This window comes from Exiguobacterium sp. 8H, from assembly GCF_902506255.1.
Taxonomy (GTDB): Bacteria; Bacillota; Bacilli; order Exiguobacteriales; family Exiguobacteriaceae; genus Exiguobacterium; species Exiguobacterium profundum.
The window spans coordinates 160,512-186,634 of sequence record NZ_LR733429.1; the positions used below are offsets into that span (position 1 = coordinate 160,512).

The 26,123-nt window shown below is 49.0% G+C and carries 23 protein-coding genes and 1 other annotated feature; of the genes, 17 read left to right on the forward strand and 6 right to left on the reverse strand.

Going from position 1 to position 26,123, the window contains the following annotated elements:
• Positions 1-16 precede the first annotated feature (16 nt).
• Positions 17-238, forward strand: a binding site (T-box leader).
• A 58-nt stretch (positions 239-296) separates the two neighbouring features.
• On the forward strand, positions 297-2,948 hold the full coding sequence (locus tag GVY43_RS00780; protein WP_159561967.1) for a valine--tRNA ligase: 2,652 nt from the start codon (positions 297-299) through the stop codon (positions 2,946-2,948).
• Positions 2,949-3,042: 94 nt separating this feature from the next.
• Positions 3,043-3,807, forward strand: a complete 765-nt coding sequence (locus GVY43_RS00785) for a hypothetical protein (RefSeq protein WP_159561968.1) — start codon at positions 3,043-3,045, stop codon at positions 3,805-3,807.
• A gap of 15 nt (positions 3,808-3,822) precedes the next feature.
• Here GVY43_RS00785 and GVY43_RS00790 read toward each other — a convergent pair whose 3' ends face one another.
• The 3 genes from GVY43_RS00790 to GVY43_RS00800 form a co-directional block, all read right to left on the reverse strand.
• Positions 3,823-3,999, reverse strand: a complete 177-nt coding sequence (locus GVY43_RS00790) for a hypothetical protein (RefSeq protein ID WP_159561969.1) — start codon at positions 3,997-3,999, stop codon at positions 3,823-3,825.
• Positions 3,996-4,190 (reverse strand): hypothetical protein, encoded by a 195-nt coding sequence (locus GVY43_RS00795; protein WP_159561970.1) that lies wholly within the window; start codon positions 4,188-4,190, stop codon positions 3,996-3,998. The genes GVY43_RS00790 and GVY43_RS00795 overlap by 4 nt, the downstream gene beginning before the upstream one ends.
• A gap of 108 nt (positions 4,191-4,298) precedes the next feature.
• Positions 4,299-5,735, reverse strand: a complete 1,437-nt coding sequence (locus GVY43_RS00800) for a YdiU family protein (RefSeq protein ID WP_159561971.1) — start codon at positions 5,733-5,735, stop codon at positions 4,299-4,301.
• Between the two features lie 109 nt (positions 5,736-5,844).
• Here GVY43_RS00800 and GVY43_RS00805 point away from each other — a divergent pair, with 109 nt between their 5' ends.
• The 3 genes from GVY43_RS00805 to GVY43_RS00815 all read left to right on the forward strand — a co-directional run bounded on the left by GVY43_RS00805 (position 5,845) and on the right by GVY43_RS00815 (position 11,541).
• Entirely contained in the window at positions 5,845-7,047 is a 1,203-nt protein-coding gene (locus GVY43_RS00805; protein WP_159561972.1) for a folylpolyglutamate synthase/dihydrofolate synthase family protein, read from the forward strand.
• Between the two features lie 92 nt (positions 7,048-7,139).
• Entirely contained in the window at positions 7,140-10,874 is a 3,735-nt protein-coding gene (locus GVY43_RS00810; protein ID WP_159561973.1) for a DUF5057 domain-containing protein, read from the forward strand.
• 22 nt (positions 10,875-10,896) lie between these two features.
• Positions 10,897-11,541 carry a hypothetical protein gene (locus tag GVY43_RS00815; protein ID WP_159561974.1) on the forward strand — a complete coding sequence of 215 codons (645 nt, stop codon included), beginning with the start codon at positions 10,897-10,899 and terminating at the stop codon, positions 11,539-11,541.
• Between the two features lie 46 nt (positions 11,542-11,587).
• On the opposite strand, the gene GVY43_RS00820 is transcribed toward GVY43_RS00815, so the two are convergent.
• The 3 genes from GVY43_RS00820 to GVY43_RS00830 are packed head-to-tail and all read right to left on the reverse strand — an operon-like array spanning position 11,588 to position 14,220.
• Positions 11,588-13,237 (reverse strand): hypothetical protein, encoded by a 1,650-nt coding sequence (locus GVY43_RS00820; protein WP_159561975.1) that lies wholly within the window; start codon positions 13,235-13,237, stop codon positions 11,588-11,590.
• Between the two features lie 16 nt (positions 13,238-13,253).
• Positions 13,254-13,817, reverse strand: a complete 564-nt coding sequence (locus tag GVY43_RS00825; protein ID WP_235439549.1) for a prepilin-type N-terminal cleavage/methylation domain-containing protein — start codon at positions 13,815-13,817, stop codon at positions 13,254-13,256.
• Positions 13,765-14,220, reverse strand: a complete 456-nt coding sequence (locus GVY43_RS00830; RefSeq protein ID WP_047795513.1) for a prepilin-type N-terminal cleavage/methylation domain-containing protein — start codon at positions 14,218-14,220, stop codon at positions 13,765-13,767. The genes GVY43_RS00825 and GVY43_RS00830 overlap by 53 nt, the downstream gene beginning before the upstream one ends.
• A gap of 157 nt (positions 14,221-14,377) precedes the next feature.
• Here GVY43_RS00830 and GVY43_RS00835 point away from each other — a divergent pair, with 157 nt between their 5' ends.
• The 12 genes from GVY43_RS00835 to GVY43_RS00890 all read left to right on the forward strand — a co-directional run bounded on the left by GVY43_RS00835 (position 14,378) and on the right by GVY43_RS00890 (position 25,818).
• Complete coding sequence (locus GVY43_RS00835) at positions 14,378-15,592, forward strand: G5 domain-containing protein (RefSeq protein ID WP_159561976.1); 1,215 nt, start codon at positions 14,378-14,380, stop codon at positions 15,590-15,592.
• Positions 15,589-15,879 (forward strand): hypothetical protein, encoded by a 291-nt coding sequence (locus GVY43_RS00840; RefSeq protein ID WP_159561977.1) that lies wholly within the window; start codon positions 15,589-15,591, stop codon positions 15,877-15,879. The genes GVY43_RS00835 and GVY43_RS00840 overlap by 4 nt, the downstream gene beginning before the upstream one ends.
• 1 nt (position 15,880) lies before the next feature.
• Positions 15,881-17,551, forward strand: a complete 1,671-nt coding sequence (locus GVY43_RS00845; RefSeq protein ID WP_159561978.1) for a GspE/PulE family protein — start codon at positions 15,881-15,883, stop codon at positions 17,549-17,551.
• The gene (locus GVY43_RS00850) at positions 17,544-18,581 is read left to right on the forward strand and encodes a type IV pilus twitching motility protein PilT (RefSeq protein ID WP_031421415.1); all 1,038 of its coding nucleotides are present in this window, start codon (positions 17,544-17,546) and stop codon (positions 18,579-18,581) included. The genes GVY43_RS00845 and GVY43_RS00850 overlap by 8 nt, the downstream gene beginning before the upstream one ends.
• 6 nt (positions 18,582-18,587) lie before the next feature.
• Positions 18,588-19,805 (forward strand): type II secretion system F family protein, encoded by a 1,218-nt coding sequence (locus GVY43_RS00855; protein ID WP_159561979.1) that lies wholly within the window; start codon positions 18,588-18,590, stop codon positions 19,803-19,805.
• A gap of 141 nt (positions 19,806-19,946) precedes the next feature.
• On the forward strand, positions 19,947-20,411 hold the full coding sequence (locus tag GVY43_RS00860) for a prepilin-type N-terminal cleavage/methylation domain-containing protein (RefSeq protein ID WP_159561980.1): 465 nt from the start codon (positions 19,947-19,949) through the stop codon (positions 20,409-20,411).
• Between the two features lie 90 nt (positions 20,412-20,501).
• Complete coding sequence (locus GVY43_RS00865) at positions 20,502-21,254, forward strand: A24 family peptidase (protein ID WP_159561981.1); 753 nt, start codon at positions 20,502-20,504, stop codon at positions 21,252-21,254.
• Between the two features lie 12 nt (positions 21,255-21,266).
• Positions 21,267-22,838, forward strand: coding sequence for a pilus assembly protein PilM (gene pilM / locus GVY43_RS00870; RefSeq protein ID WP_159561982.1), 1,572 nt, complete (start codon positions 21,267-21,269; stop codon positions 22,836-22,838).
• Positions 22,835-23,542 carry a hypothetical protein gene (locus tag GVY43_RS00875; RefSeq protein WP_159561983.1) on the forward strand — a complete coding sequence of 236 codons (708 nt, stop codon included), beginning with the start codon at positions 22,835-22,837 and terminating at the stop codon, positions 23,540-23,542. The genes pilM and GVY43_RS00875 overlap by 4 nt, the downstream gene beginning before the upstream one ends.
• Positions 23,543-23,682: 140 nt before the next feature.
• Complete coding sequence (locus GVY43_RS00880; protein WP_159561984.1) at positions 23,683-24,267, forward strand: nucleoside triphosphate pyrophosphatase; 585 nt, start codon at positions 23,683-23,685, stop codon at positions 24,265-24,267.
• 26 nt (positions 24,268-24,293) lie between these two features.
• Positions 24,294-24,917 (forward strand): DNA repair protein RadC, encoded by a 624-nt coding sequence (radC, locus tag GVY43_RS00885; protein ID WP_148209592.1) that lies wholly within the window; start codon positions 24,294-24,296, stop codon positions 24,915-24,917.
• A gap of 445 nt (positions 24,918-25,362) precedes the next feature.
• On the forward strand, positions 25,363-25,818 hold the full coding sequence (locus GVY43_RS00890) for a sce7725 family protein (RefSeq protein WP_256369440.1): 456 nt from the start codon (positions 25,363-25,365) through the stop codon (positions 25,816-25,818).
• The last annotated feature ends 305 nt before the right edge of the window (positions 25,819-26,123 follow it).

The following is a 26,123-nucleotide window of genomic DNA, read 5'->3' on the forward strand; positions in this document are numbered from 1 at the left end:
TATTTAACAGATACGATGAATGGCTTTGATGAGGAGTAGTACGCATACTCCATTCCTTTTAGAGACGCGACCGCTTGGTGAAAGGTTGCGAGGGATGGACGCGGAAGTCGCCTCGGAGCTGACTTTCTGAATGGAGTAGGAAAGTTCGGTCCATCGACCGTTATTCGATTTTGAGTGCGCCACTTTTTGGCGAACTAAGGTGGTACCGCGGAAGATCACGGCTTCTTTCGTCCTTAGCGTATAGGACGAGAGAAGCCGTTTTTGTGTTCACCAATAACATAGAGGAGGCGCTACACATGGCCCATGAGACAAATGAAATCACCATGCCGACGAAGTACGACCCAAGTGCGACGGAGTCAAAATGGTACGACTACTGGTTAGAGAACGATGTATTTAAAGCAGACGAGGACGATTCGAAACAACCGTACACGATTGTCATCCCACCACCGAACGTTACCGGGAAACTTCACCTTGGTCACGCCTGGGATACGACGCTTCAAGACTTGTTGACACGCCTCAAGCGTATGCAAGGCTATGACGTGCTCTGGCTCCCAGGGATGGACCACGCCGGAATCGCGACACAAGCGAAAGTCGAGCAAAAACTCCGTGAAGAAGGCGTCATGCGTTACGACCTCGGACGTGAGAAGTTCCTCGAGAAGACGTGGGAATGGAAAGACGAGTATGCGAAGACGATTCGCGACCAATGGTCAAAACTTGGTCTCGGTCTCGACTACTCGCGTGAGCGCTTCACACTCGACGAAGGGCTCTCAAAAGCCGTTCAAGAAGTATTCGTCCGTCTTTATGAAAAAGGCTTGATCTATCGTGGCGAATATATCGTCAACTGGGACCCGGCTCAAAAGACGGCCGTTTCAGATATCGAGGTCATTTATCAAGAAGTCGAGGGTGCATTCTATCACATGAAATACCCACTCGCTGACGGTTCAGGTCATATCGAAATCGCAACGACACGTCCCGAGACGATGCTCGGTGATACGGCGGTTGCCGTCAACCCGAAAGATGAGCGTTACACACACCTCATCGGCAAGACGATCATGCTTCCAGTCATGAACCGTGAGATCCCGATCGTTGCCGACGACTATGTCGACATGGAGTTCGGTACAGGTTGCGTGAAAATTACGCCAGCACACGACCCGAACGACTTTGAAATCGGAAACCGTCATGAGCTTCCACGCATCCTCGTCATGGATGAAGGCGGGAAGATGAACGAGAATGCTGGTAAGTACGAAGGGCTCGACCGCTTCGAATGCCGCAAGCAACTCGTCAAAGACCTAGAGGCGGACGGCACACTCGTGAAGATTGAGCCACACACGCACTCGGTCGGTCATTCGGAGCGTTCAGGCGCGGTCATCGAGCCATACCTTTCTAAACAATGGTTCGTTGACATGGAGCCACTCGCGAAAGCGGCACTCGAGGCACAAGGGAACGACGACACGAAAGTCAACTTCGTCCCAGAGCGCTTCGAAGGGACATACCTCCGTTGGATGGAGAACATCCGCGACTGGTGTATCAGCCGCCAACTTTGGTGGGGCCACCGCATCCCGGCTTGGTACCATAACGAGACAGGTGAAGTATATGTAGGGAAAGAGGCGCCAGCGGATAGTGAGAACTGGACACAAGACGAAGACGTTCTTGACACATGGTTCTCGTCAGCACTCTGGCCGTTCTCAACGATGGGCTGGCCGGATACGGACGCACCGGACTTCAACCGTTACTTCCCGACGAGCGCGCTCGTCACGGGATACGACATCATCTTCTTCTGGGTATCGCGTATGATCTTCCAATCACTCGAGTTCACAGGGAAGCAACCGTTCAACGATGTCCTCATCCACGGTCTCATCCGTGACTCGGAAGGACGCAAGATGTCGAAATCTCTCGGTAACGGCGTTGACCCGATGGAAGTCATCGACCAATACGGAGCGGATTCACTCCGTTGGTTCCTCCTCACAGGTTCGACACCAGGGAACGACCTTCGTTTCTATTGGGAGAAGATCGAGTCGACATGGAACTTCTCGAACAAGATTTGGAACGCAAGTCGTTTCGCGCTCATGAACATGGATGGACTCAAAGTCGAAGACATCGACCTCACGGGCGAGAAGACGCTTGCTGATAAGTGGATTTTGACACGCTTGAACGACACGATTGACCAAGTGACACGCCTCGTCGACAAGTACGAGTTCGGTGAAGCTGGTCGTTACTTGTACAACTTCATCTGGGAAGAGTTCTGTAACTGGTACATCGAGATGGCGAAACTCACGCTCTACGGTGAGGACGAAGCGGCGAAGCACACGACACGTTCGGTCCTCGCGCATACGCTCGATTCGATCATGCGTCTCATGCACCCGTTCATGCCGTTCCTTACAGAGGAAATTTGGCAACACTTGCCGCACGAAGGCGATTCAATCGTTCGTGCAAGCTACCCGACGCGTCGTGATGACCTTCACTTCGCCGATTCGGTTCCAGCGTTTGAAGCTGTGATGAACGTCATCCGCTCGGTTCGTAACATCCGTGCCGAAGTGAACGCACCGATGTCGAAACCGATCCAGCTCTTCATTTCGACGAGCGATGATGCGACACAAGGTTACTTGAGCGAGAACGAAATGACGATCGGTAAGTTCACGAACGCGACAGAGCTTGAAATCGGACGTGGTCTCACGGCCCCGGACAAGTCGATGTCCGCGATCATGACGGGAGCAGAGCTCTTCATCCCACTCGCAGACCTCATCAACTTCGAAGAAGAAATCGCCCGTCTTGAAAAAGAAGTGGCGAAGTATGAAAAAGAAGTCGAGCGCGTGCAGAAGAAACTCGGAAACCAAGGCTTTATCGCCAAGGCACCGGCTCACGTCATCGACGAAGAGAAAGCAAAAGAAAAAGACTACCTCGACAAGCGTGACGCGGTCCGCGCCCGTTTGGAAGAGTTGCGTAAGTAAGATATACACCTTCTTTGGAGATTGACTCTCTGAAGAAGGTTTTTTTGTGTTTTGGTAGAATTTGGAGAGATAGACGTAGAAAAGGGGATATGAGATGAGACGAATCGGGGTAATATGTATTCTTGTGTTGGGACTAGCGGGGTGTATGACACCAAAAGAGACGAAATCTATCGAAACAGTGGATGTGATGGATGTGGAAGAAATCGAAAAGGAGAGAGTGATTGATGAATCCCAATTTCCAGACGTAGAAGTGACGGGGACGACGATTGTTGAAGTGCCAGAAGGAACGAAACAGATTTCAGATGCCGTTGTGGTACAAACGACCCTTCAATATGAAGATGGGTCGACGAGATATTTATCGAAAGATCACATTTTAACGGAGACGATGGTCGGAGGAATCGGTTTAGTTGCGATGACCGTCCCTGACCGTGAGAACCCGTTTGGCGTATTCATTTACGATGTGAGAAATGAGTGGGCGCAGCGTGGCATGCAACGTTTCGGGATTCCAGAAACATCATCAGCGTTCGTTCACGGATTAGATCTTCCTAATAAAGAGATGGAGGCCATCAGTACGGATTATTCAGGTAGCGATTGGTCGGTGAAGCTTTGGACGTTATATGATGAGACACACCTCATCAGTATCATTGCGACGGATTCTTTCACTGAAGTAGAAGGGGAGATGTCGGAACAGCCAGAACCGTATGTTTTGAAACAATCATATGGGAACGGTTTATACTATTTATCACAAGGAAGACTGATTATCGTGACAGGAAATATCTCGGAAAAAGAGTTATTGACGATGGTCGATTCTTTACCGGAACCTTCGTCTGGATCGTTCCCTTTCTATGAAACAGAGTAAAACAAGAACCGAGCGTCAAGAGCGACGTTCGGTTCGTTTGTTGAAAAGCCACAAGGCGATGACTCCAATCGTCAATAGCATTGGAATTTGAGTGAAGAGTGGGGTCGTAAAACCGATTCGAAACAGATGGACGATATATGTAAAATATAGAGCTCCAACCACTGATGAAAGTATGATATAGAAGAGTCTCACACCTCTTCCTCCTCACTCCAAAACGGCAAGCGACCTGTTGAAATATAGTAAGAAGACATGAAGAGCGTACCGATTGCTACACCGGTCAAATGTGGCTGAATCGGTTGATCGACTAAAGTTAGAAACAGACTATACACTACATAAGCTGCAGAAGAGATGATGAGGACCATCAACGGGATGAGTCTTTTCATATTGTTTCACTCCATTCCAATACACTCGAATATTTTATGAACTACTTTCTATTACGCTAACTCGATGTGATTGGTTTCAAAAAACCATCTCGCAAAAAGCGAAATGGTTCATGTGCCACAAAACGTCTGATACGGATACGTCCGCGAGGGGCCTGCCGACAAGTATTCAGCCGGTTTGTCGTAGTTATATGGGTCACGCAAAATGGTGAGTAGTGACTCGGTCGGACCGAAGTCACCGCGTTCTGCTGCTTGAATCGCTTTTTCAACATGATGATTTCGGGGAATGACGGCCGGGTTATATTGGCGCATGATTCGACTGACGTCCTCGTCCGGGAGACCTTGCTCACTCAGGCGTTTACGCCAAGCACCAAGCCAGGCCTTACCGTCTTCCCGAGTTGCGAATGGGAGAGATTCCATCTCACCAAGCGTCAGCGAGCGGAACGTATTCGTATAATCTGCCTCCGTCTCCATCATCAAGCGGAGCAGTTCATCCGCTAGCTCATCGTCACCATCTTTTCGAACGAATAGGCCAATCTTATGTGCGAGTCCGGTAAAATACGCTTCTTTATACAGCTCGGTATAACGGGTGAGTTGCTTGTTCGCGACATCAACCGCTTCTTCTTTCGTTTCGCCAAGGAGCGGCAGCAACGTCTCCGCCAGTCGGGCGAGGTTCCAAGACCCGATATATGGTTGATTCGCATAGGCGTAACGTCCATCTCGGTCGATCGAGCTGAAGACCGTCTCCGGATGATACGTGTCCATGAACGCGCATGGTCCGTAATCGAGACCTTCACCGCTGATGAACATATTGTCCGTATTCATCACCCCATGAATGAACCCGACGAGTTGCCAGTTGGCAATCAGTCTCGCCTGTCTTTCGACGACGCGTCCGAGGAACTGTTCATAGCGATTCGGTGCATCGATCAAGTCTGGGTCGTGTCGTTTGATTGCTACTTCAGTAAGAGCGATGACGTCATCGATGGAGCCGGCGCCTGCTGCGAATTGGAATGTTCCGACACGAAGATGACTTGAGGCGACCCGAGTCAGGATCGCTCCATGCTTCGGACCTTGACGCATGATGGCTTCCCCTGTCTGAACGACGGCGAGCGCCCGGTTCGTCGGAATGCCGAGGGCGTGCATCGCCTCGCAGATGATGAACTCGCGTACCATTGGCCCGAGTGCGGCTCGTCCGTCGCCCCCTCTAGAATACTCCGTCGGTCCAGAACCCTTCAGTTGCACATCGACACGCTTCCCGTTCGGAGTCACATGTTCCCCGAGCATGAGGGCGCGTCCGTCCCCGAGCATCGTCAAGTTGCCGAATTGGTGTCCAGCGTATGCTTGTGAGAAAGACGTCTCTGTTTGACGATTGCCGGCAAATAAATCGATGTCTTGTTTGAGACTTTGCGCATCAAGGCCGAGCGAAGCGGCTAATGCATCGTTAAACAAGACGAGTGTCGGATTGTCGACCGGATGGATGGGTCCGCGGTCGTAAAAGATGTCACGTAGTTCGAGGTACGTCGCCTCGAAGTTCCAGTCAGTTGTCATGGCGCATGCCTCCTTCTTCGCTTCGAGTATAGCACAGACTGTTTTCCATAACGGCTGTCGTGAATTTTGATAAGATGAAACAGAAGTGTAAACAGTAGGAGTGTGGAAGATGAAGACGAGACAAGATGTATTCGATTGGTTGAGTGGACAGCTTCGCTTCGGGATCAAACCGGGTCTTGAGCGGATGAGCTGGATGATTGAGCAATTAGGGTTAGAAGAACGCCGATCCATCCATGTGGCCGGGACGAACGGAAAAGGGTCGACCGTCGCGTTTTTACGGGCGATGGCGATGGAGAACGGCTTATCTGTCGGCACATTCACCTCCCCTTATATCATTCAGTTCGAGGAGCGGATCATGTTGAACGGGGAACCGATTCCTGAAGACGCGCTCATCGACGTGGCGAACCGTGTCAAAGCTCGTGCGGACGAGGCGCCAGAGACGCTGACGGAGTTTGAGCTATTGACGATGATGGCATGGTGCTATTTTGATGACACACGTCCTGACTTGATCATTTGGGAAGTCGGTCTCGGGGGACGACTTGATTCGACCAATGTGTTGACGCATCCACTTGCGACCATTGTCACGTCAATTGGACATGACCATCAAGGCATTCTCGGCGATACGCTTGAAGAGATTGCACAAGAGAAATACGGCATCATGAAACGCGATGTCCCGATGTTTCATAGTATTGGTGAGGAACGATTGGTTGAGTTGTTGCATCAAAAAGGGGACGATGTAGGTTCTTCCATTCATGATGTTCGTCCACTCGTGAAGAAAATTGTGGACGGGGCAGACACAGTTGTGACGTATGAGAATATGCCATCTGTCGTGCTCGGATTGACAGGACATCATCAAGCGTATAACGGGGCGTGTGCCGTGGCGGTGGCGCGTCACCTCGGTTGGCGCGATGACGCCATCCAAAAAGGGCTCGAGCGAGCACAACATCCGGGGCGGTATGAGCTCGTCTCCAAACGACCGCGTATCATTTTAGACGGGGCACATAATCCGGAAGGCATCGAGGCCTTGGTTTTACAAGCCAAATATGAGACAGACGTGACAGTGTTGACGGCGATTTTAGAAGATAAAGACCGTGACAAGATGATTCACGCGCTTCAAGAAATTGGAGACGTTTACGAAACGACATTTGACTTTCCACGTGCTAGAACGAAAGCACAACTAGAGAAAGATGGGGCGCGCTTTGTCGAATGGAAAGCATGGCTACAGAATTGGGTCGAGTCGCCGACAAGCGAGACGTTGATTGTGACCGGGTCTCTTTATTTCATCAGTGAAGTGAGACGTTTCCTAAGCTAAAACATTTACCTGATGTCAAAGAAATAGATGTATATTTTTTCAAGTGGGTGGGATAATTAGTAGTGAAGACTAAAAATAGGGAGGACTATTCATTGCGTAAACTCATGCAATACATAGCGGTTCTCGTATTAATCATATCCATTATTCCACAGAGAGTAGTTGCGGAGACCAATCAACCGATTTTAAACGTGTTGGTTCTTCGTGATGCTTTTACTGCTTCGAAAGTACTTTCAGTGACTGAATACAATAATGCGGTGAATTCGTATCGTGCTTCACTGAATGTAAATACTGCAAAAGTAAATGCGCAGTTCATGACAATTAAACAATTTAACGCATCCCGTTTTCCGATGACAGGTGCATTCGATGCGGTCATGATTGGGAGCAGTCCTTTAACTGAGAAATATAAAAATGGGACGCTTGTCGTCAACTCGAAAAATCATGACACGACAAATCAATTGAACGATTTGACAGAATTGAAAGCTACGGAACTGTTCAATACAGTTGTCCGTGTCGGCTTGCCGCTTCTGATGCATGAGGATGCTGCGAACGGCGATACACAGTTAAAACGCTTGGCAGCCTATCAACGTGATTATGCGAACGTGAAAGTCTTTAATCGAAATGATCAACAGAATGTCGATCGTGAGATGGCGCAGCAGTTGAATCAACTCACCATTTCCCGTCCGAGATTTCAATCAACTGAAGTGAAGTACAACAATCAGTCGATTAGCAATCAGACGATTCAAGTAAAAGATGGTGTCCGTCATCCAATCAACTTTGCCTATACTTTATCGCAACCACCAACTCCTTCGGCATTCGTAGAATTGTATATCGATTACGACCATAACGATCGATTTGATGCGGATGAAAAAGTCATTGAGCAACAGGCAAAAGAATCGGGAACGCTCAATTTCACATTATCGCGTCCAACGTTTAGCGGACCGAAGAACTGGATGCTCGTTGTCAAGGATTCGTTGACAGGTCGAGCTGATTATCGTAAGGGGAGTATTCTTTACCTCGATGAAAAAGTGAAAGCGAACATCTTACAGCTCACTGCAGGAACCGGCACGAACGGAAGAATTTCAAGCTATTTATCTAATATGTTAGTAGACCCGTCTGGGAATTATGAATTCAATTTAACGGACGGTACAACGAGTCAGTTTGAGGGTGGTACTTATGATCAGGCATTACTCAATAACGACTACGATATGCTGATCTTTGGTTTCCAAGATTCGTACAACGTTTATGGAAGCATGAATGCTGCGGCCACTGCGAAAGTCAAACGTTTCAGTGAAACAGGACAAGGCGTCATGTTGACGCACGATACGATTTTCCGTACGAATAGTTCGTCATCGCCTACGTCCGAGTGGGAACGTCAATTTGTGAATGCCAATCCTTCACTGAATATCTCAGGGCAAAAAATGTACACGAACATGGGATTTGGTGCTCCTGAAACAACCAATAAGGCAGTCAAGGTACAGGATGGGATTTTCACTTCTTATCCGTATCGCCTCGACGATTCGATTAAAAATATCTCAAATACCCATAACCAATATTTCACACTCGATTTGAATGATCCGGATGTGACGCCTTGGTACAACCTGTATTCAACAGGTGGAAATCGTGTATATGGAGATGCAAACAATCATTACTATACGTATACAAAAAACAATTTCACCTACTCCGGTGCTGGGCACACAAACAAGTTTTCGGTAGAAGATGAGAAGAAAATCTTCATCAATACGATGTATCGCGCCTTTATCGGAGCAAATCATAAACCTTACAACGTGATTGAGTCCGTCAGTGATTCAAACCAGTCCTATACTTCTGCTGATTTAAAAGCCGGGTCTGTCGAAGTGACTGCGGGACAAGATGTCAAATTGATGTGGCGGCCGAGCGATTATGACTTCCAAGACTTGTTCCTCAATTCAACAATCACGTATAACGGGAAACAGGTCGCATTCGATAACTTACGCAACTACGAAGTTAAAGAGTTTACGATTCCGGCAGCGGATGTTGTCGCAGATCGGCCGATTGAAGTGAAAATCGAGACGTCCGATCAACGGAATGCGAAGGTGATCGATACGTTCACCATCAACGTCAAACGTGCGGAGAATGTTTCCGACTTGATTCAAGTGTCCCGTTCGATTGACCCGTCGACAATCAACTTGTACGAAACGGGAACGATTCACTATCAAGTTCAATATCCGGAACGTTTCGATCGATTGCCGAATCAGTTGGGCGATAAGTTTTTACGAGTGGATTCAACCTCTTTCTCAGAAAAACTGCCAAGTCAACTCGAAGTCGTGGCGATTCGTGACACGAACGGAAATGAATATCCTGTCACGAAGCCGAATGAAATCAAGTTACAGTTGAAGCCGGACTTGTACTATGAACGAAATGGGAACACGAACATTTTCCTCCCGAACGATAGTGGAGACCGGACCGTGAAGTTTGAAGTAGTCGTCCGAGCCATCGAGCCTTCTGCCTCACTCATCCAGTTGAAAAAAGCGGATAACCAATTAACGACGTTAATTGAGTATTCGAAGAAGCAAGATCACATTTTAGATAAACTCAACGACTGGGATAAGGAATTAGAGGTTCAATCATCGTTCCCAGACTTGCTGATCAATATCGGGGCGCCGTACGCGTATGAAGCGAAGATTCCTGACGTCACCTTACAAATTGGGGCACAGCAAATTGTGAGTCCGACCATCACGGATGCGAAAGGAAACACCTTTACGAACCCGAAATGGAGTAGCTTGAAGTGGGAAATCGTCGATGCGAGCGGTGTCGCGAGACTCGTCACCCAAGGGAACAATGCGATTGTGACCGGTTTGAAAACAGGAACTGCGAAGTTGCGATTGACAATCGATCCGGGCGATAAGAGACCCCTTGTCGTAGCGGAGTCGAAAGTCAATGTAATCAGTCCGCCTGAGCAACTTACTATTCAGTCGAAAGAGTTGTATGTCGGTCAAACGACTACGGTCACACCAAAAATCATGCCCGAAACGGCTCAATACAAGTCGGTTCGCTATGTCGTCGAATCTGGGGATAGTGTGAAGTTTGAACAAGTTGGCAACAACTTGAACATCATTGGACTGAAACCGGGTACGACTCAGTTTAAGGCGACTGTAGATGTCGGTGACCTCTTCGGTGGCTTGAATATCGCTACTCCGAGCACCGTCTTTACCATCCAAGTCAAGGCACCATCCTTGAGCCAAACGCCGAGCCAACTCGACCTTTGGGTATGGGATAGTTTGGATGAAGAAAAACGCGTGAACGAAGTCGCCTCGATTCAAGTGACCTCAACACCAACCGTATCCATTCCGTTTGAACGAATCGGGTCCATCCCATCTGCTTTGACGGTGACACAAAGTGCGACAGGATATGAATTACGTGCCAACCATGGTTACGGAAATAATGGTGTCGTGACTGACATTCCAATTCAGACGACATTCGATGACAATGCGTTACGAAACATTCGTTCGAACACGTCGATTGTCCGTGTCAACGAATACCCGAACCAATTGATGTCAAAAGACATGACAATCAATATTGGTGAAGGGACGGCACCACGACTACCTCTCCTTGAGTACTGGCCTACGACTTCGACTTGGCGTGACTATCGCATGGAGATTGTATCCGGCGAAGAATATGTTCAAGTGAGTGGATCAGGTAAAGAGTTGATTCCAGTGAAACCTGGTGTGGCGAAAGTGGAAGTCTACACGACGCTTCCGGCTGGAAAACCGTTTGAAGCCGTGAAGGATACGTTTTATGTACGCATCATCCAAACGAATGCCTCGGGACAGGATGATGACCGTTATTAAGTGAATGGCAGAAAGTTGGCGAATGATGAATCGCAAGCGAATAATGATTGGCATCACCGGATTGATTCTCGTCATCGGATTGGGAGGGCTCCTGTACTGGAGTCAATCCCAACCCGAGCTCTCGCAGTTATCCGGTGACGATTTAGTAAAAGAAGTGAGTCAACGCTCTTCGGTGACAGAAGAAGAATTGACAGATTTACAGGCAAGGGAAGAATGGGAGGCCGTCCGACTTGTTTTAGAGGACCAAAAAGTTGTGCCGACAGCCGAGCAATTCGCCACAGCAGTGACGCTCGCACCTCTAGACGTGATTGAAGCATACTTCGAGCAAGGGATTGACCCGTTCGAGGAAGTGGAAGGGATTCCCGTTATCACACCATTGTTCAGTGCGAACGGCAGTCCGGATCAATGGAAGTTGACGATGCGTTATGTTGAAGACGATCGACTTCTCGGCATCGCGGTCGACTCGTTGAACCTTGATGCGGTCAAAGAACTCCTCGGACAAGGCTATATGATTCAAGATACCGAATCGGTGTTATTGCAGCCGGTCCGTCACAATCAGGTCGAGTTGACGCAACTGCTTCTTGATAACGGCGCGCAATGGACGAAAGCAATGGAACAGACGGCCAGAGACTACAACTCGGACCTCATTTTAAAGATGGGGAACTAAAAAAATCGGCTTCTTCTCAATCAGAGAGGAAGCCGATTTTTTGAATTCATTTCAATTGAACCGGATGACTGACGAAGAATTGAAGTTGATTCGTGACCGGTAATGTTTCCAATTGATTGAACACGGAATCGTTATATGTCAGTTTTAATCGAGACTTTTCGGCTTCGTGAGCTGGAACTTGACGGTCGAAGTTCTCAGCTGGGCTTAAGCCATTCCCACCGTTAAACGTCCCACGGAAGACGTTCACTTCGAGTGGTCCTTTACTGTACAGACCTCCGTTGACTTCTAGAATAGATCCGACCGCATACACATAGGTCGGTTCGTTCGAGTCACTATACATGAACGCCTGGAGCGTCGTCGGAGTGTCATCAAACTCGTTGATTCGGTTCAACAGAATCTTTCCTTTGGATAACAGGATGAGTGAGTTCCCTTTGTCTGCATCAATCGGAAGAATATTGGCTCGGTCGATGAACGTATCACCGAGCGTGTAGACTGTCGAACTGAAGGAGACGTTCCCTTTAATGGTCAAGTCACCACGTACGATCAGTGGCCGTGCAATCGTCAGCTTCTCGAGTGATTCAATGACGACGTCCCCGTCGAAAAGAAGCGGGGCATTCGACTCGTTGATGGATTCCGTGACATACATGGCGCGATCCGAAATGGCATCCGGTAATGTCACGATGGTCGGGTCGGTGAGGGCGTTGTAGGCATCCGCCCGTAAGTACGAAGTCGGGCGTTCGATAATCGATGTCCCATCTTCCGAGAGCACGCGCTCGAGTTCGAACACTTGATTGGTCGAGCGAATCAGGCCTTCTTCAAAGATTATTGAATCGACGTCATTTGTGTATGCGAGCGGTGTGTCGAGTCGTCGATTTAAAAATTCGATGATTGAGTAGTCGTATTGGAATGGAGAAAAGCGACTCGGGGACACCCCGGCGTCCGCCTTCTCGCCAGCTTGTTCCGTACCTACCGTGAAGTAGTTCTCTTGCTGGCAACTCAAGCAATCGCTCAATTCGACTAAATCGATTCGGCCATTCAGGTGAAGACGACTAGAATCGACATTTTCAATCTGCTTCGCCACACCATCCAATTGGAAGTTCGCTTGACGCATGAAAGCGAGAGGACCACCTGAATAGATATTTCCTTGAATCGTCGGCATGCCGTTTACGTCTAACTGTTGGTCGGACCCGAGGACGTAGTATAAAAAGGACGGGAGAGCCGTCAAATATAAATCTTGTGTGTATTCAACGGTAAGCTCCGGTTGTTCCGGATTCACTTGTCGCGATGCCGTAACGTTCACTTGGAGAATCGTCGTGAACGGCGCCGTTTGAATCGTCGTATCCATCGCATCTTTCTTCAAGTCGATGGAATAGCGGACCTCGCTGTCTGTCGTCAAATCTGTAAACGGCTCGTCACTGACGATGAGCGACTGAACCTTGCTTTGGAATGCCGCTTCCGATTCCATATGAGTCGGGACTTCCGCTTCTCCGTGAAGCGGGAACTGGGTCCGAACCTCATCGGCGATGAGGCGAAGTGCGCTTTTCGCATCTTCATTCAGTTGAGTATCTTCCGTACGGATGACCGTCAATTTATTCGACGCCAAGTTGACTTGCATGGCGGCGAGCGAGAGGACGGCGAGAGCCGCCATCGTCACGAGAACAAGCACGAGGACATATCCGTCTTCACGTTTTCGCATCAGGATGCCTCCTTTCTTAGAATGGGATGGAGCTTTCAAATGTCGTAACAGAATCGGGATTGTTTGATTGAGTCAAATCCATCTCGATTTCGATGAGTCCACCGGTCATGTAAGTCGGGCGTCTCGGATCGAACACGGGATCTTTTAACTGGATGGTCATCCGTTCGACTGTGATTTGTGGATTAGAAGGCGTAAACGAATCCTCTGAGAGAACCAAGTCGGTCGGGACGTATCCCGCCTCCCGGTAAATCATTCCGGCTTCCGATATGTCTGGAGCGGACAATCGATAAAATTGAAACGAGCCGTCCACTTCCGTCACGGCGTCGAATTCGGTCCGGTTCACATCAGAGAGCACGGAGGCAATCAAATAGTCGGCCTCGCTTCGAAGGTCACTCGTCTCGTTCGTCATTTGAAAACCGAGCGTTCCAGTGATAAAGGCCGTAATGATGACGCCACTTAAAATCGAAGCGACGACGACTGTGACGAGCAACTCGACGAGCGTGAAGCCGTCTTCACGTTTCTCCATCTCAGTCAGTTGTCGGGACAGCCGTTTCAGGGAACGGTTCGCGCAATGTCGCATTCGAAATGACTCCTTTCAAGGTGACGGGCGTTTGCAAACGGTCGGTCGTCACCGAAATTTCAACTTCAATTGTATGTCCGGGTGAAGTGGACAGCGATTGAATGGTTGCGATATACGTATCCCCATGGATTCGGGTATCTTCGCAGAAGTCGCACGTCGAGCTGATCCCGTCCCGATTCAACAATTGACGCAGTTCGAGCGGTTCATCAACGGACGCGGCCCGTCGATTTAAAGTATGTAATGTGTTTTGCGCCACTTGGTTCGCAATCGTTTGATTGAGGCTGTCGTGTGTCGTCTTCAAACTTTGGCTGAAAATCGAAAGTAAAGAGAATGAGACAATTGAAAGAACAACGATGGAGACGAGCACTTCGACGAGCGTAAAACCTTTTTCGGAATGCGACAAGACATTGACCTCCTATTCAAAAAAAGTAAAACAATCGGAAAATAACGTATGCAATACTGAATTAAATGTTATTTTTTGTACAATACATATTATACTAAAGTTATACGCTGAACGGATATATAGAATAGAAGTCGGATTAGACACGGGGGGATTTTACATGAAGCGGTATGGGATGCATCTTATCATTTTGATTGGACTCGTCGTACTCGTGACATTACCGACGATTGGACTCGTCAATTACTTAGATGCGTCTGCTGAGTCGAGTGCTACATATAAAAAAGATACGATGGTCGCAGGTGTCGACGTATCAGGGATGACGAAAGAAGAAGCGGACGTTCGTCTCGATAATGCGATTAAAGATTTTAATACGACACCCTTTTCAATCAATTTGATGGATGGGACGGTCATGGAGATTGGAAAAGAAGTCGTGACGTTCGATGTATCGAATACGTTAGACTCCATTAAAGATACAGGTGACTATCCGCTGTTGACATCCGTAGATGAAACGAAAGTCGAGCCTTATCTCGAAGGTCAACCCGTCACGCTGACGATGATTGCCCCGGCGTTGATGGATGCCGCATCGATGTTGGAGTCATCTGTGACATTAGAGCAAGTCGCGGCAGAAAATGAAGTCGTCGCCTCGTTCACTGTGAGTCCGACACCGGCTATGCAGTCAGCCCTTGATCGAATGAACGGATTCGAGATGGCAGCGGGAGACATCTTTAGTCTCAAATCGTTCGGAGAAGATTACGAAGCGCTCACGACACTAGGGTCTTCATTCTATCGCCTATTTGCGGCGACACCGTTCGCCATTCTCGAACGTGTGCCTCACGAAACACTTCCTTCCGGGGTAGAGCTAGGCTATGACACGAAAGTAGATGAGCGCTCGAACTTTGCTGTTCAAAACCGAGAAGACACATCATATGCCATCCTCGTTTTGAATGAAGGGGGTTCTGTGACGGTTCAATTGCTCGGTCAACCTTTTGACGCCGCTTTCGAAGCGAGAGTTGAAGAAGTGAAGACGGTACCGCATCAAAAAGTCGTTCGCTTCTCATCTTCGCTCCCGTCAGGCAGTTCATCGGTCACCCAGTCAGGTCAAGATGGACAGTCAGGTAAGCTCTACCGGGTCACTGTGACTGAAGAAGGGGAGACGTTGGAATTACTCGGGTTTGATTTTTATGCACCGACACCGGAAATCGTGACGAAGAGTTCCGTTCCGCTTCCGCCACCGGATCCGGTCGAACCGGTCATCCCGACATTCCCGGATGAGGACGAGGAAGAAGACCCGTTCCCGAATGATTCGAACGACGACCCATTTGAGGCAGAACCGCCCGTATTAGAAGAACCTGCAGAAGAGGAGGCAGTGGGATGATCGGCTATTTGATTTTACTCGGCTTTTGGGTACTCGCCACATTGACACTGTTCGCTTTATCCGTTCCGATGACGAGAAAACGTGAAACGAAGCTTGTCATCAGCCTGTGGACTGCCCTTCTGTCTGCTGGCGTCTATTTGATGGTAGAAGAATCACTCGTTCAAACATGGTGGGCATGGGTGATTCTTATCGTTGCATTGATTGGAGGGGTGGCTGCGAGCGTCTTTGTCGAAGAACGGAACGACAAGACCGAGCAGGAGGAGGCTCCTCAAAGGATGGTGAAGTAACGTGAGACGAACGAAACGAAGATTAGGTGAGATGCTCATCGAGGCTGCGCTCATTACGACGAGTCAGCTCGATGAGGCGCTTGCACAGAAGCGTCCCGGAGAAAAACTAGGGGATGCCTTAATTCGACTAAACCATATTACCGAGACGCAGTTGATTCAAATGATTCATGAACAGCTGCATGTGCCGATCATTGAGTTGTACTCCTACGACATCAATGTGACGGTCACGAAGCTCGTACCGAAAGCGTTGGCACAAAAGCACGATATCATGCCATTTGAATTGAACGGGAATACGCTTCATGTCGCGACGGCCGACCCACTCGATCTCATTGCCATTGATGACGTCCGTCTTCAGACCGGGATGAACATCGAGATCGGCATCGCCACGAGAGAGCAGATTCGAAAGACGATCAGTCGTTACTACGAGATGGACCACTCCCTCGTCGAAATTTTGAAAGAAGATGCTCCCGAAATCGAACGACAAGAAACAATTAGTCGAGACGATGCACCGATTATCCGCCTCGTGAACCAATTGTTCTTAAGCGCAATCGACCAACGTGCATCGGACATCCATTTCGATCCACATGAGAAGCAACTCCACGTCCGTTTTCGAATTGATGGGGACTTGCGTACCGAGACGGTCTATCCGAAAAAGATTCAGAGCGTCATGCTGACGCGTCTCAAAGTCATGAGTAACCTCGACATCACAGAAAGTCGTCTGCCACAAGATGGACGGATCAAGTACACGCTACGCAATCGCGCCTATGATTTCCGCGTCTCGACGCTCCCGACGATGTATGGAGAGAAAATCGTTATTCGGGTCCTCGACTCATCTCAAGGACTGACCGATTTGACGAAACTCGGATTTGGCGAACGAAACGAACAGGCGTACCGTGACATGCTGAAACGTCCGAATGGAATTATCTTGATCACCGGTCCGACCGGTTCAGGGAAATCCTCGACATTGTATGCTTCGTTAAAAGAACTGAATGATGAGACGAAAAACATTATTACGGTAGAAGACCCGGTCGAGTATCAACTTGACGGCATCAACCAGGTTCAAGTCAACTCGAAAGTCGGCTTGACGTTCGCGTCAGGGCTTCGTTCGATTTTACGTCAAGACCCGAACATCGTCATGGTCGGAGAGATTCGAGACACGGAGACGGCTGAGATTGCCATTCGTGCCTCGCTCACCGGTCACCTTGTATTGTCAACGCTACATACGAATTCAGCAATCAGCTCCATCACCCGTCTCGTCGATATGGGGGTTGAGCCGTTCCTCGTCGCCGCTTCGACGACGGGACTCGTGGCACAACGACTCGTTCGACGCGTCTGTCGTGATTGTGGTCAAGTCGAACCGGTATCGAAGAGTGAACGTAGCCTGTTCGACGCTGAAGGTGTTCACATCGACCAGATTATTCGGGGTAAAGGCTGTGCGTCATGCAACTTCACAGGGTACCGTGGGCGCCTCGCCATTCACGAAGTCATCCCGATTGATGAAGGCTTGCGCCGGATGATCATGAACCAGGCTACCGAGTCTGAGATGGTCGACTATGCCAAGTCACAAGGAGCGACATTCCTGCTTGAGGACGGATTAGAAAAAGTCGCCGCCGGTTTGACGACGACTGAGGAAATATTACGAACGGTCATTACGGAGAATGCTTATGATTAATCAATCGATCGAAACCATCTTGACGAATGCGGTCGAGAAACGCGCCTCGGATATTCATCTGACAGCCGGTTCTCCTCCGATCATTCGAGTAGACGGGAGTCTTATTACGATGGGCGAGGAGAAGGTGTTGCCGCACCATCTCGAAGGATATTTAAAAGAAATCATGACCGACGATATGCGCGAACGTCTCGAGCATGAACGAGATCTTGATTTCTCGTTCGGCGTTCCACGTGTCTCCCGTTTTCGGGTCAACGCCTATTATCAACGAGGCACGATTGCCATCGCGTTCCGGTCCATTTCCGGGGAAATCCCGACTTTGAACGAACTCAATCTGCCGACGGTACTGAAGCGTCTGATTGAGAAACCACATGGTCTTATCTTGGTCACGGGTCCGACGGGTTCAGGGAAATCGACGACGCTCGCGGCGATGATTCATGAAATCAATCGGACGCAGCGAAAACGAATCATCACGCTAGAAGATCCGATCGAGTATTTACATTCCCATGACCAAAGTATTGTCGACCAACGGGAAATCGGCTCTGACGTCATGAAATTTGTGAGTGGTCTAAGGGCCGCCTTACGGCAAGACCCTGACGTCATTCTGCTCGGGGAGATGCGTGACTTGGAGACCATCTCGACGGCGATGACCGCCGCAGAGACGGGGCACCTCGTCATGGCAACGCTCCATACATCGAGTGCGATGTCGACGGTGAGTCGAATCATCGACGCGTTCCCAGCTGAGCAACAGGACCAAATCCGGACACAACTCGCGAACGTCTTACTCGGTGTCGTGAGTCAACGGTTATTTCCACGGATTGATGTGCCGAAAGGACGCGTCGCCGCCATGGAAATCATGTTAGGGAATCCGGCTGTTGCCAACTTGATTCGAAATGAAAAAGAGTTCCAGTTGCCGACCGTCATCCAGACGAGTCGCCAGCACGGGATGCAGTCGATGGATGCTGCCATCGAACAACTTGTTCGGCAAGGGATCATCAATCCGAACGCCGTCCCGACAGAAGAGATGAGGTGATGAGTGATGGCGATATTTCAGTATGAAGGAAAGCTCCTGAACGGGAAGCGTAAGAAAGGTCGCGTCACGGCCGTCTCGCTTCGGGAAGCGAAAGAAAAGTTGCGTCAAGAATCTATTCTCGTAACGGACTTGGCCGAGCTCGAATCGACTGGACTGAACAAAGAGGTCAACTTGCTGCCAGAACGAGTCAAAATCGAACACTTGATCATGTACGTCCGTCAGTTCGCGACGCTCATCCGGGCGGGTGTCCCGATTGTTCGTGCGACTTCAATCTTACGGGTACAGACCGAGTCGAACGTATTGAAGAAAGCACTGAGTCAAGTCGAGGATGATTTGAAGGAAGGGATTGCCTATTCCGAGGCGATCAAAAAGCACCCACGCGTCTTTTCGAACTTCTTTAGTTCGATGGCACTTGCCGGTGAGACGAGCGGGAACTTGGAGGAGGCGCTCGATCAAATCGGGCTCCAACTTCAAAAACAATATGATGTGAAGCGGAAGGTCATTTCTGCCCTCACGTATCCGTTGGTCGTCTCCATCGTCGCCATCGGCGTGGTCGCCTTTTTAATGGTGAACGTCGTCCCGACCTTCGCGAGCATCTTTGGTCAACTCGGCGGTGAGCTTCCGCTCATCACGCGCATTGTCGTCGCGGTCTCCGATTTCATTGCGGCCTTCTGGTGGTTGTTACTCGGACTCGCAATTCTTGGAGTTCTCACCTTCACCTGGATGTTGAAGCGGGACCGGGAACGGTTCGTCATCGATGGCTTGCTATTGAAGATGCCGATTTTCGGAACGATTGTGATGAAATCTCAGATTGCATTGCTAACGCGAAGTTTAGCGGTCCTTCTACAAGCGGCCGTCCCGATTTTGACGGCGATTGAAATCACCGAACGTATCGTATCGAACCGCGTCATCCGGAAAGGGCTGACGGAGGCACGTGACATGATGGCGCAAGGGGTCCCGCTTCACGAGCCGCTCATGCGAAATGCGAACTTCCCGGCACTCATGACTCAGATGATCGCCGTCGGGGAAGAAAGCGGAGATTTGGATTCAATGTTGAACGAAGTCGCTGAGTTTTATGAGACGGAGGTCGAGACGACAACCGACCGCTTGAAGTCGATTATCGAGCCGCTTCTCATCGTCGTATTGGCAAGTGTCGTCGGGGTCATCGTCATCTCGATCGTCGTCCCTATGTTCCAAATCTATGGTGATATTCAGAATCAGTAAAGCAATATGCAAGCTTTTGAAAATATACCTTTTCAATACTATATTTAGAAGGTATAGTAAAATTGTTCTACTTCTATATTAGGTCTAAAGTAATTTATCTAGTTTACACACAGCACATTACGCAAAAGGGGAGAATGAATCATGGTAGAGAAGTTGAAAATGATTTGGCAAGATGCCAAACAGTTAAAAGATGAGCGTGGGCTCACACTCGTCGAGTTACTCGTCGTCGTCGTTATTTTAGGAATTATCGCAGCCATCGCAGTCGTTGCGATTGGTGGGATCATCGAAAACTCGAAGAAAGATGCAATGGTCGCCGATGCGAAGCAAATGGTCAGTGCGGCGAAGTTGTATGTTGCTTCGAATGACGTTGCTACGGGAACTGCAATTCGTTTCGTAGGAACAAAAGGTACTACGGAAGTAGATGCTTCAAATATGATTGATACTATGAAGGATCCGTTCGGTTCGAACTATAATAATGGTGTTGTTTATGTTACAAAAACAGGTGCTAAATACACATATACGGTTTGGTTGGATGGAGCAAAAGACATCGGGACTTCTGCTGCACCTGATGATGCGAGTGCTTTAAATAAAGACTCAGTTGACTAATTTAGTTTTCACTCCGGCTGGCGCTGGGCACTAGCTCAGCCTAGCCGGTTTTCTATTTTTGGCATATACTGACAAAAGGAGGATCCTTCCTTGATTGAATCGATTGGATTCCTATATAGCATCGTCCTCGGGGCGGTCATCACATCGTTCACCAACGTCGTCGGGCTCCGCGTGCCACGTCAGCAATCGATCGTGACGCCGCGGTCACATTGTCCGTCTTGCGGTCACGAATTGTCACCGTGGGAACTCATCCCGATTTTCGGCTATCTCGCCTTAAGAGGCAGATGTCACGGGTGTGGCGAGCGGATCGCGCCGACGTATCCGATCTTTGAATTACTTGGAGCCATTGGATATGGCTATAGCTTTTCACTCTACGGATTCAGTGTGACGACGCTTCTCGCGTTCGCTTTCTTGTCGACCTTACTCGCTTTGGCGATGTCTGATTTATCGACGATGCTCGTGCCGAATGTCATCTTGCAATTCACGGCACCGGTATTACTCCTCCTCACCTATCTGACAGGGGCATCTTGGTGGACGCCACTTGTGGGGGCGTTGCTCGGATTTTCGCTCCTAGCGACCGTCTTTTTCGTGTCAAAAGGGGGACTTGGGGCAGGGGACGTCAAATTGTTTACTATGATTGGTCTTGTGCTCGGTCCGCGTGACGTGCTAGTTGCCTTGTTTCTATCGAGTTTGATTGGGGCAATTGTCGGGATCGGGTTGATGATCACAAAAAAAATCGGGCGAAAGCAACCGATTCCGTTCGTCCCGTCGATTGCGCTCGGGACGATGTTGACGTTTTGGTTTAGTGAAAGTTTTTTTGATTGGTATTTTGAGTTGATGTAGGGGGAAACGATCATGAGTCGTGGGATAGAGAAAGGGACGGTCACGTATTTTTCGTTTGATGCGCTCAGCATCCACGGGGCCGTCATCAAACAAGGGGTGTTCAAACGAAGCGCCTCGGTTCAGTTAGCAAAAGATGCGTATGGAGAAGGGAAGATTCTCGATGAGACGGCGTTCAGTCTCGCTTTCGATGAACTCTGTCGCAAGTTGAAAGTGCGACGCGGGATGACGTGTGCCGTGGCATTGGACGAGACCGAAGTGTTGTCACGGAAAGTCGAGATTCCTTCTTCGATTCCGAAGGACGAGATTCGTGGCTATCTCTTCATGGAAATCGGGAGCTCAATCATCTTGCCGTTCGATGACGTGTCGTTCGACTACGAAGTGTTAGGAGAAGACGGGGTCAAGACGGACGTTATGTTGCATGCCGTTTCGATTGAATTGACGAAGTCGCTCCGTGCGTACATGAAAAAGCGTGGTCTAGCGTTGAAGAAGATTACGCCACGTTCTGTCGCGGTCGCCAATGGGGTCATACGTTTATCGGAGATTGATCCGCTTCAATCGACATTACTCTGGCATATCACGCCGTTTTCACATCAATTGCTCGTCCTTGAGGAAGGGCAGATCCGTTTCATCCGCTCGATTGAACTGGACCTCCCGTACCAAGTCGGGACGAAAGATGGTGTCGTGACCTATACATATGATGGGACCGGTGAGATGAAGGCTAATCAGTTGGATGACTGGTTGAACGAACTCGCTCGCTTCCTCGATTTCTATCGTTACTCGCTGCGGACGGATGGTCGGGCCATCGATGAGTTATACGTCTCTGGAACTGTTCCGGAAGTCGATGATCTTGTCCGTATGATTCAGGCTGAGTCCCTTGTCTCGGTGACGCGTGTCGAGCAACCGCTCGCCATCGCTCACGGGACACCGCTATCGCATCAAATGTTGCCACTCCTTGGGATGGCGACGCTTCAGCGCGATCGGGACACGAACTTCATCAATTCGACGGACGTGACACTCCGTTGGCCGATCGTGACAGGTCTCGTCGCCCTTCTTCTCGGAGGAGGGGCGGCCGGATACTTGTACTATGAGGTCGACCAACTAAAAGCAGAACAGACGCGAATCGAAGAAGAGTTACAGCTCGTTCAAATTTATCAAACGGAACAAGTGAATTCGAAAGCGCAACAAGTGCTCTCGCTCGACCAAACCGTGACGGCGTTGACCGACATGGAAAAGGATGCGGTCCCAGCGCTGCGCGCGTTGACTGAGCAGTTGCCGCCTACTGGCTACGTCTTGACGTATAACTACGCGGATGGTTCCATCATGAGCGTCCGAACCCAATTCGAGACGTTAGAAGACTTGAACGCATTCCAGCGCTCGCTCATGACAGATGAGCGGTTCCTCGACGTCAAACTCCTCGGTGTGACGACGGAGTTGAAAGCGGATGTGGATGCAGAAGAAGAGGAAAACTCATTAGAAGAAGATCCGCTCCCACGCTATATCGGAGAGTTTACGTTCATGTTCCAAGACGTGGAAGACGAGTTGACAGAGGAAGAGGACACGGATGAGGAGGTGGTGAGTCAATGAAACGTTCGACAATCTACGCGTTATTTGCGATTTGCCTCCTTGCCGCAATCGTCGCACCGGCTTACTTTGGCTATACGTATTACGTCAAACAAGGAGAGGTCGAAGCGCTTGAACGCGACCTCTCGCTCGAACAAACAAAACTGGAGTTATTGCGCCAAGAAGGAAAAGCCGTTGATGTAGCGGACTCTCAGACTCTTCAGACACGGGTTCCAACAGTTCCTGCCCTCGACACGGTCGTTGAGGCGTTGTCGCAGGCAAGTCTTCTTGCGGGTGTCAATGTGACAAGTATCGCATTTGCGGATGGCGTTGTGGCTGAGTCAGAAGTACCGGAAACGGTCGAGCCGTTCAATCCGGCTGATGTGAGTGCGACGAATGAACCGGCTGAACCAACGGACGTTGCACCTGTCAACGCTTCAACGGTCCGTTCAACGGTCAACTTGCAAGCAGAGACGTATGAAGCGCTCGTCTCCTTCTTGGAGTCGATCGAGTCGATGAATCGGATTCACGTGTTACGGACGGTTCAATTTACCGGACCTGCCGAGACGGGACCGAATACGGTCGAAGAAGTGCAGTCCCTCGAGTTTACAGTCGAGCTCGATGCCTTCTATCGTCCGGACCTCGACCAACTCGTTCCAGACCGATACATTCCGGAACCGGCGTTTGAGCAAAAGGATATCCCGGTATACGACTATACGACACCATAAGTCGGCACGTCCCTTCGCAATTGAAGGGACGTGTTTTTCGTCGCGGGTAATTGTGTTTAGGAGGCACGTTGCCTACAATCAACAGTGAAGACCGAAACGGGAAGGAACGCCGTTTTGGAAGAAGAGAAGGAGTCGATACAATGAATTCAACACAGAAGCGTGTCATTCTCGCCTCGATGTCACCGCGACGTACCGAGCTATTGACGAAAGCTGGAATCAAGCATGAGGTCATCCCATCGACCGTGACGGAAGGGACAGACGGTCGGGAGACACCGAGTGATTATGTCGCTCGTCTGGCCCGGGAGAAAGCGATGGATGTGGCAAGGCAACACCGTGATGCCATCGTCATCGGCGCGGACACGGTCGTCGTCTTGAATGGGGTCATCTTAGAGAAACCGACAGACCGGGAGGATGCGAAACGGATGCTTGAACGATTATCCGGTTCGACCCATGAAGTGCTGACGGGTGTGAGTATCATCGGTGTGACCCAAGATTTGTTCGTCACGTCGACGCGTGTGACGTTCGCTGAGATTCCTGAAACCTGGCTAGCGGATTATCTAGATTCGACAGAACCCTACGATAAGGCGGGTGCGTATGGGATTCAAGGATCGGGTGGTCTCTTCGTCGAAGGAATCGAAGGGGATTTTTATAATGTCGTTGGATTGCCGATTCATCCGCTCGTCAAGACGCTCGACCGGCATGGGGTGACGCCTCGCTTCCTGTGAACTTGAAAGTAGGTGAAGGAATGACCATGGTGCTTGACCGTAGTGTAGAGACCGCCATCGCCAGATTGCTTCAAATCGGAGGACGGGGACCTGACCCGATGGAGACGGCTCGTCGTATCTCGGACGTCTACCCGACGTTACGGGCGTTGTCACAAGCGTCCGTCCACGACTTATGCAAAATCGAAGGGATGACGAAGAAGAAGGCAGAGCAACTCCTCGCCGCATTCACAATCGGGATTCGATACGTCGAGGAACCGAAAGCGAGTATGCCGACGATTCGTTCGCCGCAAGACGCCTATGAGTTGTTGCGAGATGAATTGAGATTGTTGAATCAGGAGCATTTCGTCTGTTTGTATTTGAATACGAAGAACCAACTGATTGCGCGGAAGACGCTCTTCGTCGGAGGGCTCAACTCGTCAATCGTCCACCCACGCGATGTGTTTCGTGAGGCGCTCAAGTTGTCGGCGGCGTGCTTTATCGCCGTGCACAATCATCCGAGCGGGGACGCGACCCCAAGTCGGGAAGACATCGAGGTGTCTGAACGGTTGGTCGAGGCGGGCAATATCGTCGGCATCGCCTGTCTCGACCACGTCATCATCGGGGAAGACCATTACGTCAGCATGAAGCAGCGGGGATATATGAATGGGTAAGAAGTAGAGAGCAGGCATCGTGATGTCTGCTTTTTAATTTGTACGGTTTACAATTTGTTTTCCCCGAAGTTGCTGTTTTGTAGTTGTGCAAAATCTGTTTTGGTCAAAATTCATTCTTGAGCACCTTTTAGACTTCATCGTTCAATTTTATATCCACCATAATGAATTATGTTTTTGAAATTAGTCTAGGAAAGATGAAATCTGCCAATTATATGATCTTCGCAGCTTGAAGGACGTATATTACACATACATCAGTAGTTGATGGAAGCTGTAACACTCTTTCACCTTATGTGCTATTAGTTTTACGGACTAAATTTACAATAGAACAGAAGACTTAAACTCATATTCGGCGTTTAGTAGTCATAATTTGAATCGAAATCTCCATCTCGTAAATCACTCGCTTAGACATAGTCGAGTTATCGACCCAAATGAACAAATCTGATTGTTGAGAGACTGTTTTGTAAGACAAGATAGAAACTCTGATTACGGGGGAAATGAAGACGTGTTTTTATCGGAAGATTATTTGTACTACAGTGAGGAAGGTTATATAGCTTTCTCAGACTATCCAACACTGTCTGCTGAATATCAGGATGGCGGCTTTGCGCCTCGAGCAGTAGCTATTCACATTATCTATTTTGACAATGAAGACAAACTTAGAATAAAGCATTTTGTCTCAGACGCGAATAATGATATTTCTAACCCAGCAGGTAAGTTCTCAGTGGCCATACATAAATTAGTTCTTTGGGAAAGAGGATTAGAGAATAAAAACCAGTCATCAGGGCTAAACAACTTTATTGAACTATATAACGCATCTAGATATTCAGGATTTGGTATAGTCAAGAAGCTATCGAGCATGCATCATTTAGAGATTATGAACAGATATTTATCAGAAAGAGCATAAATTGATTGTAATAACCACCTCAAAGAACCGCCGCAAACAGTTGGACCAGTATGTTCAATCTCAAAGGTAGTTCAGCGGGTGGTTTTTGTTTGAACTTATTTAATAATTATAAAGATGATTCAGTTCATTAGCCTTAAGAAATTTATGACAAGGATAGAATAGCCCCGTAATAAGAATTGACAGGTTGAAAAAAATGGTAATGACAATTATGGTATAAAAATAACACGCTTTTACTCGTGAGAAATGAGGAAGATGGAGTCTTTTCTAAGATTAGGTTTATCGATGCTCGTATCGAATGAGATCAT

Bases quoted from the DNA above. Each gene is read 5' to 3' on its own strand.
- GVY43_RS00780 (WP_159561967.1), top strand. From the start codon at position 297: ATGGCCCATGAGACAAATGAAATCACCATGCCGACGAAGTACGACCCA.
- GVY43_RS00785 (WP_159561968.1), top strand. From the start codon at position 3,043: ATGAGACGAATCGGGGTAATATGTATTCTTGTGTTGGGACTAGCGGGG.
- GVY43_RS00795 (WP_159561970.1), bottom strand. From the start codon at position 4,190: ATGAAAAGACTCATCCCGTTGATGGTCCTCATCATCTCTTCTGCAGCT.
- GVY43_RS00800 (WP_159561971.1), bottom strand. From the start codon at position 5,735: ATGACAACTGACTGGAACTTCGAGGCGACGTACCTCGAACTACGTGAC.
- GVY43_RS00805 (WP_159561972.1), top strand. From the start codon at position 5,845: ATGAAGACGAGACAAGATGTATTCGATTGGTTGAGTGGACAGCTTCGC.
- GVY43_RS00815 (WP_159561974.1), top strand. From the start codon at position 10,897: ATGATGAATCGCAAGCGAATAATGATTGGCATCACCGGATTGATTCTC.
- GVY43_RS00820 (WP_159561975.1), bottom strand. From the start codon at position 13,237: ATGCGAAAACGTGAAGACGGATATGTCCTCGTGCTTGTTCTCGTGACG.
- GVY43_RS00825 (WP_235439549.1), bottom strand. From the start codon at position 13,817: ATGCGACATTGCGCGAACCGTTCCCTGAAACGGCTGTCCCGACAACTG.
- GVY43_RS00835 (WP_159561976.1), top strand. From the start codon at position 14,378: ATGAAGCGGTATGGGATGCATCTTATCATTTTGATTGGACTCGTCGTA.
- GVY43_RS00840 (WP_159561977.1), top strand. From the start codon at position 15,589: ATGATCGGCTATTTGATTTTACTCGGCTTTTGGGTACTCGCCACATTG.
- GVY43_RS00850 (WP_031421415.1), top strand. From the start codon at position 17,544: ATGATTAATCAATCGATCGAAACCATCTTGACGAATGCGGTCGAGAAA.
- GVY43_RS00855 (WP_159561979.1), top strand. From the start codon at position 18,588: ATGGCGATATTTCAGTATGAAGGAAAGCTCCTGAACGGGAAGCGTAAG.
- GVY43_RS00860 (WP_159561980.1), top strand. From the start codon at position 19,947: ATGGTAGAGAAGTTGAAAATGATTTGGCAAGATGCCAAACAGTTAAAA.
- pilM (WP_159561982.1), top strand. From the start codon at position 21,267: ATGAGTCGTGGGATAGAGAAAGGGACGGTCACGTATTTTTCGTTTGAT.
- GVY43_RS00875 (WP_159561983.1), top strand. From the start codon at position 22,835: ATGAAACGTTCGACAATCTACGCGTTATTTGCGATTTGCCTCCTTGCC.
- GVY43_RS00880 (WP_159561984.1), top strand. From the start codon at position 23,683: ATGAATTCAACACAGAAGCGTGTCATTCTCGCCTCGATGTCACCGCGA.
- radC (WP_148209592.1), top strand. From the start codon at position 24,294: ATGGTGCTTGACCGTAGTGTAGAGACCGCCATCGCCAGATTGCTTCAA.